Source organism: Cryobacterium sp. Y29 (assembly GCF_002929825.1).
GTDB lineage: Bacteria > Actinomycetota > Actinomycetes > Actinomycetales > Microbacteriaceae > Cryobacterium.
Map to the genome: position 1 here is coordinate 95931 of NZ_PJJN01000033.1, position 15583 is coordinate 111513.

The window sequence follows — 15583 nt, forward strand, 5'->3', positions numbered from 1 at the left end:
AGAGTATCGCCGGTGCCACGAGGGTATTGTCGCTGTTTCGGTGCAAGGAGTAGTGAGGCATCATGAAAGCAGCGCGTTTTCACGGCCCAGCAGACATCCGCGTCGAGGACATTCCCGCACCCGAACTTCGACCAGGAGCCGTCACCATCGACGTGGCCTGGTGCGGAATCTGCGGAACAGACCTGCACGAATACCTCGACGGGCCGATCTTCATTCCGGCCGAGGGGCACCCCCACCCGCTCTCCCACGAAGAGGAGCCGGTCACGCTCGGCCACGAATTCTCCGGCACCATCAGCGCGCTTGGCGAGGGAGTGACCGACCTCGCGGTCGGAGACAACGTCGTGGTCGAACCCTACTTCGTCTGCAATGAGTGCGCTCCCTGTTTATCTGGCAACTACCACCTGTGCACGAAGATGGGTTTCATCGGGCTGGCCGGTGGAGGCGGAGGACTCAGCGAGCAGGTCGTCGTCGACCGCCGCTGGGTACACGCCATCGGCGATATCCCCCTCGACGAAGCCGCGCTGATCGAACCACTCTCGGTGGCACACCACGCCTTCGTGCGCAGTGGGGCCAAAGCCGGCGATGTTGCCCTCGTCGGCGGTGCCGGCCCGATCGGTCTGCTCGTCGCCGCCGTGCTCAAGGCCGAGGGCCTGACCGTGATCATGTCCGAACTCAGTGAGGCACGCAAGGAGAAGGCGCGGGGCACCGGCGTGGCCGATCACGTGCTCGATCCGAGTAAGGAAGACGTCGTCGCCCGGGTTCGCGAACTCACCGGGGGCAACGGCGCCGACGTCTGCTTCGAATGCACGAGCGTGAACGTTGTACTGGACCAGCTGTTCGACGCTGTGCGACCCGCCGGCGTCATCGTCAACGTGTCGATCTGGGGTAAGCCGGCCAGCATCGACATGCAGAAGCTCGTGCTCAAAGAGATCGACCTGCGTGGAACGATCGCCTACGTGCGCGACCACCCGGCGACCATCAAGCTCGTGCAAGACGGGCGGGTCAAGCTGGCGCCGTTCATCACGGGTCGCATCGCACTCGATGACCTGATCACCGAGGGCTTCGACACCCTGATCAACCACAACGAGACCGCGGTCAAGATCATCGTTCATCCCTGACCAGTGCCGAATGGCGGCGCCTCGAGCCTCGGGGCGCCATCACTTGCAGCAGTAAGCTGCCAGCTATGCCCGACGACATCATGCGCACGAGTGCGCTCACCCGCAGCCTGCTCGCGCCGAATGCCGGTCCGATGACGCTCGACGGCACCAACAGCTACCTCATCAAGGCGCCCGACGCGCACACGATCGTCGTCGTCGACCCGGGGCCGCTGCATGAGGGACACCTCGCAACCCTTGCCGCCGCCGGCCGGGTCGAACTCGTGCTGATCACACACCGGCACGCCGATCACACGGCGGCAAGCGTTCGATTCGCCGAGCTCACCGGGGGCCCGGTGCGGGCCTTCGATCCGGCCTTCTGCGTGAATGGCGACCCGCTGGGCGACGGGGAGCTGATTGCGGCCGCCGGCACCAGCATCCGCATTCTGGCCATGCCGGGACACACCGACGACTCGGTCTGTCTGCACTTGCCCGGCGACGGCGCCACCGGCTCCGTCCTGACCGGCGACACCATTCTCGGCCGCGGAACGTCGATCATCGACGGCACCCTCGCCGACTACTTAGCCTCGCTCGAGGCTCTGCGCGCGCTCGGGCCGGCCATCGTGCTGCCCGCGCACGGCCCGGTGCTGCCCGACCTCGCGGCCATCTGCTCGGCCTACCTCGCGCACCGCCACGAGCGTCTCGACCAGGTGCGCGCCGCGCTCGAGGCCCTCGGTTCGGCGGCGACCGTCGCCCAGGTCACCGATCTGGTCTACTCGCACACGGATACCGCGGTGCGGTTCGCCGCCGAGGCATCCGTTCGCGCCCAGCTGGTTTACCTGCGCGCCCCGCGCTGACCGACCTCGCGCGGCTACCTGCCGGGCTTCTTGTTTTCCAGGGCGCGGGCCGCCAGGGCGCGGGCTCTGGCACCGGCAGTGTCTGCTGCAGCGCTGAATCGGGCATTTTTAATCCCCGAGCTGGCCGTTCGGGCAACCTTGTTGCTCTGTTTCGGGTTTTGAGCCATGGTGCATTTTCCAATCACGTGAAACCGGGAGGTGACCCCTCATTGAACCCTATCCGTCCCTCACACCCCGTTTTACGCCATAACTCCTGCAATCTGTCTCGACGATATTCCACTCTCCCGTCATTACGCGGATCTGCTCATCACGGGTTAGAAATTGCAGGAGTTATGCGCGCAGCCTCACCGAGCAGTCTTCCGCTCGAGCACCGGCCTGATCCGCCAAGTTGCATACAAAACAGACCAAGCAGTATGGTTCTCGGGGCGCTGCAATGTGGCGTTCACCCGGTCGTTCTCGCAGTGCGCTAGCGTATGGGGAGATCGGGGGCGGCGATCGGTTATTGGCGCGGCCCAGACAATGCTCAAAGGGGAACTTCATGCGCCATCGCTCACTGCTCACGGTCATCGCCGCCGCCGCTCTTTTGTCGCTGACGCTCGCGGGGTGCAGCGGTGAGAAGGCGGCCGAGAAGCTCGATCCGGCCGAGGGCCCGCTGGCGAAGTACATGTCGGGGATCTATGCGGGCTTCGACGAAGACTCGGTGATCGCTCAGCAGAACGAGCAACAGGAACTCGTCGCTGTCTGCATGTCCGACGAAGGCTTCGAGTACACGCCCGCCGACGCCGGGCAGTACAGCGGCATGATGGGCGACAGCGTCGAGGAGTACGGCACCGAAAAGTGGGTGGCGGAAAACGGATACGGCATGAGCCAGTCCCCGGAGCAGCTGGCCGCGCAGCAGGAGGAGAGCGAGGCCTACGTCGACCCGAACCAGGACTACCTGGCGTCGCTCTCCGCGGGCGAGCAAACCGCATACAACGAAGCGCTCAACGGTCCACAGCCCTCAGAAGAAGAGATCGCCGACGGTTCCTACGTGGACAGCTACGAAACCGCGGGCTGCTATGGCGCAGCCTTTCAGGAAATCAACGGCGACCAGCCGTCACCAGAAGATCACGCTGCGGTCTACGACGCGATGAGCACCCTGTACCAAGACCTGCAGAAGACCCCCGCGATCGTGAAGCTCGACGCCGAGTGGGCGGCCTGCATGGCCGATGCCGGGTATGCGACCTTCGCGAAGAAGGCCGACGCACAGGAGTCGATCATGGACGCGCAAAACGCGCTCTATGAAGACGAGGCCGGCACCACCCCCGATGAGAAGGTTCTCGCGGATCTGCGCGAACAGGAACTTGCGCTGGCGATGGCCGACTTCACCTGCGCCGAAGATGTGGACTACACCGAAGCAACAACCAAGGTGCAGTTCGAGCTGGAAGAACAGTTCATCACCGACCACAAGTCCGAGCTTGACGCGCTCATCGCAGACTCCGAGCAAGGCAAGTAGGTGTCACGCCTGTTCGGGCGACAAGCAGCGACAGAGCCAGATGCGATCGAGGTGATGGACCTCGACGCTGTCGCGCCGCCCACCCGCTCAGGCAGTCAGGGCTGGCGCCGCCTGTTCGCCGGCAATCGGGTGATCTGGGTCATGGCCACCGTCGCCATCGTCGCGCTCGTGGCCGGCCTCGGACTGGGTCAGCTGATCGTCTCACCCGGGCAGGCTGCAGCGGATGCCGATGCTCCCGCCGGCGGCCTCATCACGGTCCCCATCGAAAACCGGCAACTGGCCAACGACGTCACCATGCGCGGCGACGCCACCTACGCCGACTCGGTGGAGGTCAGCATTGAAACCGGCGAACTCGCCGGGGCGCCCATCGTCACCGGGCAGGTGCCTGAAGTCGCCGCCATCTTCGACACCGCCTCGATCGCGCTCGAGGTCACCGGCCGTCCGGTGATCGTACTGCCCGGCGACCTGCCGGTCTACCGCACCCTGCGCGTCGGCGTCTCCGGCCCCGACGTGTTGCAGTTCAAGCAGGGCTTGAACGCAGCCGGAATCGATGCCGGCGCGCTTGACTCCGACGTGTTCGACGCGCAAACGGCGAACGCGGTCACCGCGCTCTACGCCAAGGTCGGCTACCCAGCGCCCACCGGCGGCGGCGACGTCGCGATCGCGGTGAGCGGCGCCGAAGCCGGAGTCTCGAGCGCGCAGGCATCCGTCGACAGCGCCAACGGCGCCCTCACCACGGTGCAGGGCGCCGCGTCGAACGTCGACGTGGTCGAGCAGGGCAACCTCGTGCGGAGCGCAGAGCGGGCGCTTGCCCTGGCCAGAACCGAGGGAACCCCCAACGAGATAGCGGATGCCGAGGAGTCCGTCACCCTGGCCGTGGCCCGCCGGGCCCAGGCGCTCGCGCCACGCGACGCGAGCGCTGAAAAAGCCGCCGTCACCGCGGCCAAGGCCGAACTGACCCGTGCAAACGAGACCCTGAGCGACGCCCGTGACGGCGCGCTCGCGTACCTGCCGGCCGGAGAAGTGCTCTACCTACCCGGCCTCCCCCGCCGGGTCGACGAGATCAGCGTCAAACGCGGATCGAGCATCACCGGACCGGTCATGCGGGTCTCCGGCGCGACGCTCGTGATCTCCGGCTCGGCGACCGCCAGCGATGCCGCACTGCTCGAAGTCGGCGCCCCGGCCACTCTCGCCATGCCCGACGGCGACCAGCCCGCCACGATCACCTCCGTGCTCCCCGCCGAACCGGCCAGTGGCGAAGCCGCGAGCGGCCGCTTCACCGTACTGTTTGCTCCCGACTCCCTCACCGACGAGCAGATCCAGGCCGTGCAGGGCAGCAACGTGCGTGTGCGCGTGCCGGTCAGTTCAACCGAGGGCGACGTACTCGCCGTGCCGCTCGCCGCGCTGACCGCGGGGCCTGGCGGCGAATCCCGCGTGGAGTTCGCTCCCGGCGGCTCCGCCGACACGGTGCTGGTCGAGGTCACAACCGGGCTCGCCGCCGAAGGTTTCGTCGAGATCACCGCCGTCGACGGCTCGCTGGGAGTCGGAGATCTCGTCGTGGTGGGCCGGTGATCGCGGCCCCGGTCGTCGAACTGGTCAACGTCACCCGGTCTTTTCCCGGCCCCCCCGAGGTGCAGGCGCTCAAATCGATCAACCTGCGGGTGGAACGCGGCGACTACCTGTCGATCGTCGGCCCGAGCGGCTCGGGCAAATCCACAATGCTCAACCTGCTCGGCCTCCTCGACCGGCCGAGCGTCGGCGAATATCACCTCGACGGCACCTCGACGAGCCTGCTCGATGAGAAGCAGCGCGCCATCGTGCGCGGCGGCACTATCGGCTTCGTCTTTCAAGCGTTCCACCTGCTGCCACACCGCACCGTGCTCGACAATGTGCTGCTCGCTACGCTCTACAGCGGCGTGCCGCGTGCCGAGCGCGAGGACCGCGCCCGCGCCGCCCTCGACCGCGTGAAACTCAATCACCGCCTCGACTTTCTGCCCGGCACCCTCTCCGGCGGTGAACGCCAGCGCGTCGCCGTGGCGCGCGCCGTCGTCGCTTCGCCCGAGCTGCTGCTGGCCGACGAACCCACCGGCAACCTCGACGAGGCCACCGGCGGTGAGGTCATGGACCTGTTCGAAGAGCTGCACGCTGACGGCCTCACCCTCATCGTCATCACCCACGACCAGGCCGTGAGCGATCGGGCCGAGCGCCGCGTGCGCATCACCGACGGTCGCCTGAGCGAGCTGGCATGAAGGTCTTCGCCAAGCGGATGCTGCGCCGCTCCCGCGCCGCCGCTGCCCCTGATACTGAGCTGACGGCATCCGCTGAACTGACGCCCAGCATCGTTCCGGTCATTCGCCGCGCCGACCGGTTCTCGGTGCAGGACCTGATGGTCGAGGCGAGTTACGGCGTGGGCGCCCGCCCGAGCCGACTCGTGATGACGACCCTGGGCACTGTGCTCGGCATCGCCTCGCTCGTGGTGACGATCGGGTTCGCGCAGACCGCCGCCGGGCAGATTTCCAACCAGTTCGACGCCGTCTCGGCGACCCAGGTCATGATCGAGCCGGCCTCGACTCGCAATTCGAGCGGCGCCGAGCAGGCCACCGGGCGGCTGCCGTGGGATGCCCCGGAGCGGGTCAATCGCCTCGCCGGGGTAGAACGCGCGGGCCTCGTGGCCGAGATCGATGTCGAAGGCCAGCTCGTGACATCCGTTCCCGTCAACGACCCCTCGGCCGCGCAAACCCTGAGCCCCTCCGTCATCGCCACGTCGCCGGGCCTCCTCGCTGCAGTGCGCGGGCAGGTCGTCACCGGGCGCTACTTCGACGTCGGCCACGACGAGCGCGCCGACCGGGTCGTCGTGCTCGGCGCTCGAGCCGCCGAAACGCTCGGCATCAACCGGGTCGACTCGCAGCCGTCGATCTTCATCGGCGAGGTGCCGTACACGGTCATCGGCATCATTGACGGTGTTGAGCGCCGCGCTAATCTGCTCGACGCCGTCATTGTGCCGCTCGGCACCGCGCGCGCCGACTTTGGACTCACCGCCCCGACCGAGTTGCACGTGCAGATCAATGTCGGCGCCGGCACGCTCGTGGCCCGGCAGGCACCGATCGCGCTCGACCCGAACGCACCCGAGAACTTCACGGTGCAGGCGCCCGCCGCTGCTTCGTCGCTGCAAGACAATATCCAGGCCGACATCAACATCGTCTTTCTCACGCTCGGCATTCTCGCCCTGCTCGCCGGCGGTCTCGGAATCGCCAACGTCACCCTGCTCTCGGTGATGGAACGGGTCGGCGAGATCGGCCTGCGCCGGGCGCTCGGCGCGACCAAGCGCGACATCGCCCGGCAGTTCATCGTCGAGTCGGCCGTGATCGGCCTGCTCGGCGGCCTGATCGGCTCGGCGCTCGGGGTGCTCGCGGTCGTCGTCGTGTCGCTGCTGCAGGGCTGGACGCCCATACTCGACCCCTTCGTCGCCGTCGGCGCCGCCCTGCTCGGAACCGTCGTCGGGCTCGCCGCCGGCGCCTATCCCGCGGTGCGCGCCTCCAACATCGAGCCGATCACGGCCCTCCGCGGTGGCACCTAGGAGCCGGTCACTGCAGTCCGCGTGCCGAAGACCGTACTGGCCTGTGACCCGGGATCTAGAATCAATGGACCATGCCGAAGACCACTCCTCCCGCCTCCGAGCATGCCGACAGGTCGAAGCGGCAAGCCTTCTGGGTCTGCGTCGGAGTTGCTTCGCTGACAATCCTCGACCTGTCCAAAATCAATGTTGGGTTACCCGCCATCGAGCAGTCGCTCGGCGGCGGTACTACCGAACTCCAGCTCATCGTCGCTGGTTACGCACTCGCTTTCGGGCTCGCGCTGGTACCGTCCGGTCGGCTGGGCGACATCCATTCCCGGCGACTCATGTTCATTGTCGGTCTCTGCGCTTTCACGGCCGCGAGTATCCTGTGCGCGCTCGCGCCCACGATCGAATTTTTGATAGCGGCGCGTATCGCGCAGGGAATTGCTGCGGGAATTCAGATGCCGCAGGTACTCGGACTAATCCAACAGCTGTTCCAAGGCGCGGAGCGAGGGCGCGCCTTCGGCTTGTTTGGAGCGGTCATCGGAATTTCGACGGCCTTCGGACCGACCCTCGGGGGCCTTCTGATCGCCGTCGACGGCCCCGATAACGGCTGGCGCCTGTCGTTTTGGATGAATGTGCCGCTGGGCCTGCTGGCACTCTTCTTCGCGATGCGAGTGCTTCCGAAACGCCAGAGCCATGAGCGAGAACGCACGGGGCTCGACCTCGTCGGCATCCTGTTGCTGGGAATTGCCACTCTCGGCCTCATGCTTCCGTTCGTGCTCACGACCGGCGCCCCAACGGATGACCCCCGCCGCTGGTTCTGGCTGATCGTGTTCGGTCTTTCCAGCGCCGCGTTCTTCTGGTGGGAACGGCGCTACCAGCACAACGGCAAGTCACCCGTTGTAAATTTCGGGCTCTTTCGCACGGCGTCCTATCGCAACGGGATACTGATCAGTACGGCGTATTTTGCGGCAATTCCGCCGTACTTCCTGCTGGTCACCCTTTTTTTGCAACAGGGCCTGGGGCTTGAGCCCGTCTTCGCCGGAATGGTGAGCATCTCGTTTGCCCTCACCTCCGCTGTGACGTCGTGGATCGGCGGTCGCCTGGTCTTCCGTTGGGGCCGCCAGCTCGTCGCTCTCGGCCTGGTCACCGTCATGATCGGCTTTGTGCTCGTTCTCTTGGCGGGATTATTCGCCTCGGTCGGCCTCGCACCGTGGCTGATCGCCGCTGCCATGACGATGACCGGCGCCGGCGGTGGCCTCGTCATTTCACCGAACCAGACGCTCACCCTGAGCGAAGTTCCCATCACTCAGGGCGGCGTCGCCGGGTCGATGGCCCAGGTAGGCCAGCGGGTGGGAACGGCCATCGGAGTCGCGGCGATAATCTCGACCTTCTACGCAACGTTGTACGCGGAGGCGAGCCAGCCTGACCGCGTGCAGGTGTTTCGTGACGGCTTCCTCAACGGAATCCTGGTCGCGCTGGTACTCGTCGCCGTTGCCCTGGTGTTCGCCCTGGTCGACCTGTTCGAACACCGAACGAAGACGTCTGCCCTGCCGATCGCCTGAACGCGACATTTCTTCGTCGATGAACGAAAATCTCCGCCTCGGTTTACGGCGAATCGGGGCGCAATCTGCCATGCTGGCCGTGACCCGAGGTGCGGCAGTGGATCTCGTCCGTCTGCCGGGCGCCGGAGACAAGGGAGTGCAGCATGATCCAGTACGTGATTGTTGGGGTGGTGCCAGGGCAGCCGGATACCGTCGTAGAGCAGGCGGCCGCGTTCGCGGCGCGTTTCAACGCACAACTGGTGTGCGCATCCGTGGACACCGGCCAGTACCAGGTCTATGACCTGGGCTACGGCACGATGACGAGTCTGCCACTCACAGGGGACTCGCCCGAACGTGCGGAGGAGACATTCGACCCGGAACTCACGGCGCGCCTGGCTGTACTCCTCGACGGACGCGGTCTCACCTGGAGCACCCGGGCCTTGGCCGGCAATCCGGCCCGAGCCCTCGGCGACCTGGCCGACACGCTCAACGCGGCGATGATCGTGGTCGGCACCAGGGAGGCGACGTTGCGGGCCAGCCTGCAGGAGTTCATCAACGGTTCGGTGGCAGCACAACTCGCGCACCGTCAGCATCGCCCGGTGGTGGTGATTCCGCTCGCCCCGATTCCGTCTGATCAGGCCCTGCCCTGGGACCCCGCCTGATCGCGGCAAGGTCAAAGTCCCGCACGCCGATCGTGATCACCCCCGGCCCCTGAGCCGGCCCACCGCATCCGCTTTGACCGAACAGAGCTACGGTGTCCACCACGGCCGCTCGCCGACACCGACACCGTGCTTGGTCATCAACACCTGGTGCAGCTGGATCCCGTTGCTTTCGAACCCGAGCCGGGAGCCCGCCATGTACAGCCCCCACACCTTCGCGGTGGGAAGCCCGACCTCCGCGACCGCTCCGTCCCAATGCTTGACGAGGTTGGCGCACCAGTCGCGCAGCGTCAGCGCGTAGTGCTGGCGCAGGTTCTCCTCGTGCAGTACCTCGAGTCCCGCATCCTGCGCTTCGCTGATGATCCGGCCTGAGCCGATGAGTTCCCCGTCGGGGAAGACATAGCGATCGATGAACCCGCGGGGCGCCGGTTCGCTTCGGTTCTCTGGCCGGGTGATGCAGTAATTGAGCAGGAGACCGCCGGGGCGCAGCCTGGATTGCAGAAAGCCGAAGTACGACGAATAGTTGTGCACTCCGATGTGCTCGAGCAGCCCAATTGAAGACACCGCGTCAAAGCCGGCGTCACTCCGGTGGCCCGCACGCCGCGGCGTGCGGCGTAACGCACCATGCCGCCCCAGCCACACCCGACGTCGAGCAACCGGTCGCCCGGCAACAGCCGCAGCTTCTCGAACACGAGCCGATACTTGTTCTCCTGTGCCTCAGCCCGGGAGGCGTCGTCGCCTGAATAGCAGGCGCAGGTATACGTCATCGACGGCCCGAGCACCCACTCGTAGAACCGGTTCGAGACGTCGTAGTGGTGGAGGATCGCCTCGGCGTCACGCGTTTTGCTGTGCCATACGAGTTGGGGAAGGCGCGGAACAGGTCGGCGTTCTGGCCGGGCGACGCGGTGATTATCTCCCCGGCGCCGTTGAGGATGTCCAGCTCCAGCACCGACTCGTGCGGCAGACCGTTGCGAAACGACGTCGACTCGATGCCGAGGCCGGTCACCGCACCGCCGAGGGTGATGGTCTTCAGCTGCGGCACCACCAGCGGCGCCAACCCGTGGCGCAGCGTCGCGGCCACGAGGTCGTCGTAGGTGCACATGCCGGCCACATCGGCCGTCCGTGCCGCCACGTCAATTGCGATGACTCCGGTCAAGCCGGACGGGTCGAGCCCCTTGGCGCTGTTCGTAGCCCGTGTGCGGAACAGATTCGAGGTGGACTTGGCCAGTCGAATCGGGGCCGTCGCCGGAACGGCCCGATAACTCTCCCGTAAGCGCTGCATGCCAACGGCGTGAGCGCTCCGGGCGTCGAGCACAGCAACGGGCACGCCTTCACGTTAGTCTCGGTCGGAGCGATCGCACCAGTGCCCGTTTTCACTCCATCGCTGGCCAATTGCGTGCGCCACAATTTGGTGCGTTCTGGCAGACTCATGCCATGACCACGACGATCGGCACCCCGGGCGGCACGCCAGAGCGGCCGGCGATCTTCTTCGCTACGCCCGAGGAGTTCCGCAACTGGCTGGAGGCGAACCATGCCACCGCGGCGGAACTCTGGATGGGCCTGTACAAGAAGCACGTGCCCGACGGCGGGCTCACCTGGGAGCAGGCCGTTCCCGAAGCGTTGTGCTTCGGCTGGATCGATTCCATGGCCCAGCGCATCGATGAAGATGCGCGACGCCAACGGTGGACTCCGCGTAAGTCCTCGAGTATCTGGTCGAGCGTCAACATCGCGTTGGTCGAGAAGCTCACCGCAGAGGGGCGGATGCGCGAGGCCGGCATCGCCGCGTTCGAGCGCCGGCGTGAAGACAGGTCGGGTGTGTACTCGCACGAGAATCCCCACCGGGAGTTGCCGCCCGAGGCAGCGGCGCAGCTGGCGGCGAACCCCGCTGCATCCGCCTTCTGGGAGGCCGCCACAGCGACGTACCGCCGCCAGGTCACCCACTGGGCGCTCACCGCCAAGCAGGAGGCCACCCGCGAACGACGGTTGGCCCAGCTCATCGACGACAGCGCGGCCGGTCGGCTGGTTCCCTTCCAACGCTATGGCGAAGTGCCGAAGTGGGCCGAGCGCGCCGCCGAGGCGGCGCGAACGGCGGCATCCGCTTCATCTCCCCCGGAGTGATGCGCGCGTGCCTAGAAGTCCCAGTCGTCGTCTTCGGTAACGACAGCCTTGCCGATCACATACGACGATCCCGAGCCCGAGAAGAAGTCGTGGTTCTCGTCGCCGTTCGGTGAGAGGGCGGAGAGAATCGCCGGGTTCACGTCGCAGACGTCCTTCGGGAAGATCGCCTCGTAGCCGAGGTTCATCAAAGCCTTGTTGGCGTTGTAGTGCAGAAACTTCTTGACGTCTTCGGTCAGGCCGACCTCGTCGTACAGGTCCTGCGTGTACTGCACCTCGTTCTCGTACAGCTCGAACACGAGGTTGAAGGCGTAATCCTTGATCTCATCGCGACGCTCCTGCGTGGCCTTCTCGAGACCCTTCTGAAACTTGTAGCCGATGTAATAGCCGTGCACGGCTTCATCCCGAATGATCAAACGGATGAGATCGGCCGTGTTGGTCAGGCGCGCGCGGCTGGAGAAATACATGGGCAGGTAGAAGCCCGAGTAGAACAGGAACGACTCGAGCAGCACCGAGGCGACCTTGCGCTTGAGCGGGTCATCACCCTGGTAGTAATCCATGACGATGGACGCTTTTTTCTGCAGGTTCACATTCTCGGTCGACCAGCGAAAAGCCTCGTCGATGTCCTTGGTGTTACTCAGGGTCGAGAAGATCGACGAGTAGCTCTTGGCGTGCACCGACTCCATGAACGCGATGTTCGTGTAGACAGCCTCTTCGTGCGGGGTGATGGCATCCGGAATCAACGACACGGCGCCAACGGTGCCCTGGATCGTGTCGAGCAGGGTCAGTCCGGTGAAGACGCGCAGGGTGAGCTGCTGCTCGACCGGCGTGAGCTGGTTCCACGACTGGATGTCGTTGCTGAGCGGAATCTTCTCCGGCAGCCAGAAGTTGTTGGTCAATCGGTTCCAGACCTCGACGTCTTTCTCGTCTTCGATCCTGTTCCAGTTGATCGCATCAACGTGCGAGACCAGCTTGAGCTTGTCAATCATGGGTTCCTCCGGGAGCCATACCAGTACAGTCATTCAAAAATTTACAGCGCACTCACTCGAGCGCTCAATTTGCTTAGAGTGCGCAGGAAACGCAACCCTCAATTTCCGTGCCCTCGAGGGCCATCTGCCGCAGGCGGATGTAGTAGATCGTTTTGATGCCCTTTTTCCAAGCATAGATCTGGGCGCGGTTGATGTCGCGGGTGGTCGCGGTGTCCTTGAAGAACAGGGTCAGCGAGAGGCCCTGGTCTACGTGCTGGGTCGCCGCCGCGTACACGTCGATGATCTTCTCGTAGCCGATTTCGTAAGCATCCTGGTAGTACTCGGTATTGTCGTTCGTCATGAACGGCGCCGGGTAATACACGCGGCCCAGCTTGCCTTCCTTGCGAATCTCGATCTTCGCCGCGATCGGGTGGATCGACGCGGTCGAGTTGTTGATGTATGAGATCGACCCGGTCGGCGGCACGGCCTGCAGGTTCTGGTTGTAGATGCCGTGCTTGACAACGGATGCCTTCAGCTCGGCCCAGTCGGCCTGCGTCGGAATCGACACCCCGGCCTGGGAGAAGAGTTCGGCGCCGCGAACGGTCGTCGGCTCCCACACCTGGTCGGTGTACTTGTCGAAGAACACCCCGGAGGCATAGGTGGAGTTTTCGAAACCCTCAAAAGCGCGGCCGCGCTCGATGGCAATGGCGTTGGACGCCCGCAGCGCATGGAACAACACCGTGTAGAAGTAGATGTTGGTGAAGTCGATGCTCTCGTCACTGCCGTAGTAGACGCGCTCACGGGCGAGGTAGCCGTGCAGGTTCATCTGACCGAGGCCGATGGCGTGCGAGCGGTCGTTTCCGTCTTCAATCGACCGAACCGAGCTGATGTGGCTCTGCTCCGATACCGCGTTGAGGCCGCGAATGGCAGCATCGACGGTGCGGCCGAGGTCGCCGGAATCCATGGCCAGGGCAATGTTCATCGACCCTAAGTTGCAGGAGATGTCCTTGCCGATCTCGTTGTACGAGAGGTCCTCGTTGTAGGTCGTCGGGGTGTTCACCTGCAAAATCTCGGAGCACAGGTTCGACATATTGATGCGGCCCTCGATCGGGTTCGCCGCGTTCACCGTGTCTTCAAACATGATGTAGGGGTAGCCCGACTCGAACTGAATCTCGGCGAGGGTCTGGAAGAACTCGCGCGCCTTCATCTTCGACTTCTTGATGCGGGGGTTGTCGACCATCTCGTGGTACTTCTCGCTCACCGAGATATCGGCGAAGGGCACGCCGTAGACGCGTTCCACGTCGTAGGGCGAGAAGAGGTACATCCAGTCGTCGTTCTTGGCCAGCTCGAAGGTGATGTCGGGAATGACGACACCGAGCGAGAGGGTCTTGATGCGAATCTTCTCGTCGGCGTTCTCCCGCTTGGTGTCGAGAAAACGCATGATGTCGGGGTGGTGCGCGTGCAGGTAGACAGCGCCGGCGCCCTGGCGGGCACCGAGCTGGTTGGCGTAGCTGAAGGAGTCTTCGAGCAGCTTCATCACGGGAATGATGCCGCTGGACTGGTTCTCGATCTGCTTGATCGGTGCGCCGGCTTCACGAATGTTGGAGAGCAACAGGGCTACGCCGCCGCCACGTTTGGAGAGCTGTAGCGAGGAGTTGATGCCACGCGAGATCGATTCCATGTTGTCTTCGATTCGCAGCAAAAAGCACGAGACGAGTTCGCCGCGCTGGGCCTTGCCGGAGTTCAAAAAGGTCGGGGTTGCCGGCTGAAAGCGGCCGGCGATGATCTCTTCGACCAGGGCGACGGCGAGCTTCTCATCACCGGATGCGAGACCGAGTGCGGTCATGACTACCCGGTCTTCGAAACGCTCGAGGTACCGCTTGCCGTCGAAGGTCTTCAGCGTGTACGAGGTGTAGTACTTGAACGCGCCGAGGAAGCTCTGAAAGCGGAACTTCTTCGAATAGGCCAAATCGTTCAGGCTTGTGATGAACTCGAAGGAGTACTGGTCGAGCACGGCCTGCTCGTAGTATTCCTTCTCGACCAGGTAGTCGAGGCGCTCGCGCAGCGAGTGGAAGAACACCGTGTTCTGGTTGACGTGCTGCAGGAAGAACTCGCGGGCGGCCTCGCGGTCCTTGTCGAACTGGATCTCCCCGTTCGGGCCGTACAGGTTGAGCATCGCGTTGAGCGAGTGATAGTCCATGACCGACGGTGCGTCCATGGGCGTGACTTTCACGGCTGTTGTTTCCAAAATTCTTCCAATCCGTCGTGAACGATGCGCACATCATCCGGTGTTCCAAATACTTCAAAGCGATAGAGGTACGGCACCTTGCACTTGGCGGCGATGATGTCGCCGGCCAGGCAATAGGCGGTACCGAAATTCATATTGCCGGCGCCGATGACGCCGCGAATCAACGACCGATTAGTCTTGTTGTTCAAAAACTTGATGACCTGCTTGGGCACCGCCCCGCCCGCACTGCCGCCACCATAGGTGGGCACACAGAGCACGTACGGCTCCGTGGCTATGAGCGGCTCTTCACGCGTATGCAGAGGTATGCGCGCTGCCTTCCGACCGAGTTTCTCGACGAACCGGCGAGTGTTACCCGAGGTGCTCGAGAAATACACAATGTCAGTCATCTGCTGTGGCGATTCTGATCGGCAAGACTTTCGGGTGAGTGGGGCGTGCTGGCTGGTGTGAACTACGCGAGGCGAGCAGCGAGTGCGTTGATCTTGTCGGGGCGAAAGCCCGACCAGTGCTCTTCGTCGGTGATCACGACGGGAGCCTGCAGGTAACCCAAAGCCTTGACGGCCTCCAGAGCGTTTTCGTCGACCGAAAGGTCGAGCACCTCGTACTCGATGCCCTTGTTGTCGAGGGCACGGTACGTGGCCGTGCACTGTACGCAGGAGGGCTTCGTGTAAACGGTGATTGCCATGGTTATGGCCTTTCTTCTTGGCTGGTGAAGTCTAAATCTGTTCGACATACTTCGCAAGTATGTTCGATGAAACTCCTTGATCACCGGCAAGAAACCCGACAGGGAACGTCGTGCAAAGTGAGCAAGTGTACTGTCTGGCCGTAGCGCCTGACTAGAGTCTCAATACTACATCTAGTGATGGCTGCACTCAATAGCCACTACATGCAGTAATTACAATTGTGTAGTTATCCACCGACATTCCACATGTTACGCACAGCTCCCCGGCTCGAAACCGCCCGAATTCCGCGGAATCCGACGTAGTTATCCACAAGCACCATTTACGACCCAATTTTGCCTCTGGAATGGCATCCGGCGTGTCGGCC

15 protein-coding genes and 1 pseudogene are annotated in these 15583 nt (G+C 64.1%); 9 read left to right on the forward strand and 7 right to left on the reverse strand.

Translation table 11 applies throughout. The features are described 5' to 3' along the window. Nucleotides 1-62: 62 nt before the first annotated feature. The 8 genes from CXY74_RS09550 (at nt 63) to CXY74_RS09580 (ending at nt 9211) form a co-directional block, all read left to right on the forward strand. The gene (locus CXY74_RS09550) at nt 63-1118 is read left to right on the forward strand and encodes a 2,3-butanediol dehydrogenase (protein WP_104200224.1); all 1056 of its coding nucleotides are present in this window, start codon (nt 63-65) and stop codon (nt 1116-1118) included. A gap of 65 nt (nt 1119-1183) precedes the next feature. Then, on the forward strand, nt 1184-1951 hold the full coding sequence (locus CXY74_RS09555; protein WP_104200225.1) for an MBL fold metallo-hydrolase: 768 nt from the start codon (nt 1184-1186) through the stop codon (nt 1949-1951). Between the two features lie 538 nt (nt 1952-2489). Then, entirely contained in the window at nt 2490-3446 is a 957-nt protein-coding gene (locus CXY74_RS09560; protein WP_104200226.1) for a hypothetical protein, read from the forward strand. Further along, nucleotides 3447-5018, forward strand: coding sequence for a hypothetical protein (locus tag CXY74_RS17710; RefSeq protein ID WP_233193317.1), 1572 nt, complete (start codon nt 3447-3449; stop codon nt 5016-5018). It begins immediately after the preceding gene. After that, the gene (locus tag CXY74_RS09565; protein WP_199183186.1) at nt 5015-5695 is read left to right on the forward strand and encodes an ABC transporter ATP-binding protein; all 681 of its coding nucleotides are present in this window, start codon (nt 5015-5017) and stop codon (nt 5693-5695) included. Before CXY74_RS17710 ends, CXY74_RS09565 begins: the two co-directional genes overlap by 4 nt. A gap of 137 nt (nt 5696-5832) precedes the next feature. Further along, nucleotides 5833-7023 (forward strand): ABC transporter permease, encoded by a 1191-nt coding sequence (locus CXY74_RS09570; protein WP_233193328.1) that lies wholly within the window; start codon nt 5833-5835, stop codon nt 7021-7023. Between the two features lie 71 nt (nt 7024-7094). Continuing rightward, nucleotides 7095-8570 carry an MFS transporter gene (locus CXY74_RS09575; protein WP_104200228.1) on the forward strand — a complete coding sequence of 492 codons (1476 nt, stop codon included), beginning with the start codon at nt 7095-7097 and terminating at the stop codon, nt 8568-8570. Nucleotides 8571-8713: 143 nt separating this feature from the next. Continuing rightward, nucleotides 8714-9211 carry a universal stress protein gene (locus CXY74_RS09580; RefSeq protein WP_104200229.1) on the forward strand — a complete coding sequence of 166 codons (498 nt, stop codon included), beginning with the start codon at nt 8714-8716 and terminating at the stop codon, nt 9209-9211. Nucleotides 9212-9298: 87 nt separating this feature from the next. Here the strand turns inward: CXY74_RS09580 and CXY74_RS18215 are convergent, their stop codons facing one another. The 3 genes and pseudogenes from CXY74_RS18215 to CXY74_RS09590 all read right to left on the reverse strand — a co-directional run bounded on the left by CXY74_RS18215 (nt 9299) and on the right by CXY74_RS09590 (nt 10535). Continuing rightward, on the reverse strand, nt 9299-9772 hold the full coding sequence (locus CXY74_RS18215) for a class I SAM-dependent methyltransferase (protein ID WP_255409529.1): 474 nt from the start codon (nt 9770-9772) through the stop codon (nt 9299-9301). Between the two features lie 74 nt (nt 9773-9846). After that, nucleotides 9847-10032, reverse strand: a pseudogene (locus CXY74_RS18220) (class I SAM-dependent methyltransferase); the annotation flags it as partial. Further along, nucleotides 9972-10535: an FAD-binding protein gene (locus CXY74_RS09590; protein ID WP_233193318.1), complete on the reverse strand. Its 564-nt coding sequence runs from the start codon at nt 10533-10535 to the stop codon at nt 9972-9974. The pseudogene CXY74_RS18220 and the gene CXY74_RS09590, both read right to left, overlap by 61 nt. Before the next feature lie 107 nt (nt 10536-10642). Between CXY74_RS09590 and CXY74_RS09595 the strand changes: the two genes are divergently transcribed. Next, on the forward strand, nt 10643-11326 hold the full coding sequence (locus CXY74_RS09595) for a YdeI family protein (protein WP_104200230.1): 684 nt from the start codon (nt 10643-10645) through the stop codon (nt 11324-11326). Between the two features lie 11 nt (nt 11327-11337). Here the strand turns inward: CXY74_RS09595 and nrdF are convergent, their stop codons facing one another. The 4 genes from nrdF to nrdH all read right to left on the reverse strand — a co-directional run bounded on the left by nrdF (nt 11338) and on the right by nrdH (nt 15221). Then, on the reverse strand, nt 11338-12312 hold the full coding sequence (gene nrdF / locus CXY74_RS09600) for a class 1b ribonucleoside-diphosphate reductase subunit beta (RefSeq protein WP_104200231.1): 975 nt from the start codon (nt 12310-12312) through the stop codon (nt 11338-11340). A gap of 73 nt (nt 12313-12385) precedes the next feature. Beyond that, complete coding sequence (gene nrdE, locus CXY74_RS09605; RefSeq protein ID WP_199183196.1) at nt 12386-14491, reverse strand: class 1b ribonucleoside-diphosphate reductase subunit alpha; 2106 nt, start codon at nt 14489-14491, stop codon at nt 12386-12388. A gap of 29 nt (nt 14492-14520) precedes the next feature. Further along, the gene (gene nrdI, locus CXY74_RS09610) at nt 14521-14925 is read right to left on the reverse strand and encodes a class Ib ribonucleoside-diphosphate reductase assembly flavoprotein NrdI (protein ID WP_104127790.1); all 405 of its coding nucleotides are present in this window, start codon (nt 14923-14925) and stop codon (nt 14521-14523) included. Between the two features lie 62 nt (nt 14926-14987). Continuing rightward, the gene (gene nrdH, locus CXY74_RS09615; RefSeq protein ID WP_035880942.1) at nt 14988-15221 is read right to left on the reverse strand and encodes a glutaredoxin-like protein NrdH; all 234 of its coding nucleotides are present in this window, start codon (nt 15219-15221) and stop codon (nt 14988-14990) included. Nucleotides 15222-15583: the final 362 nt, after the last annotated feature.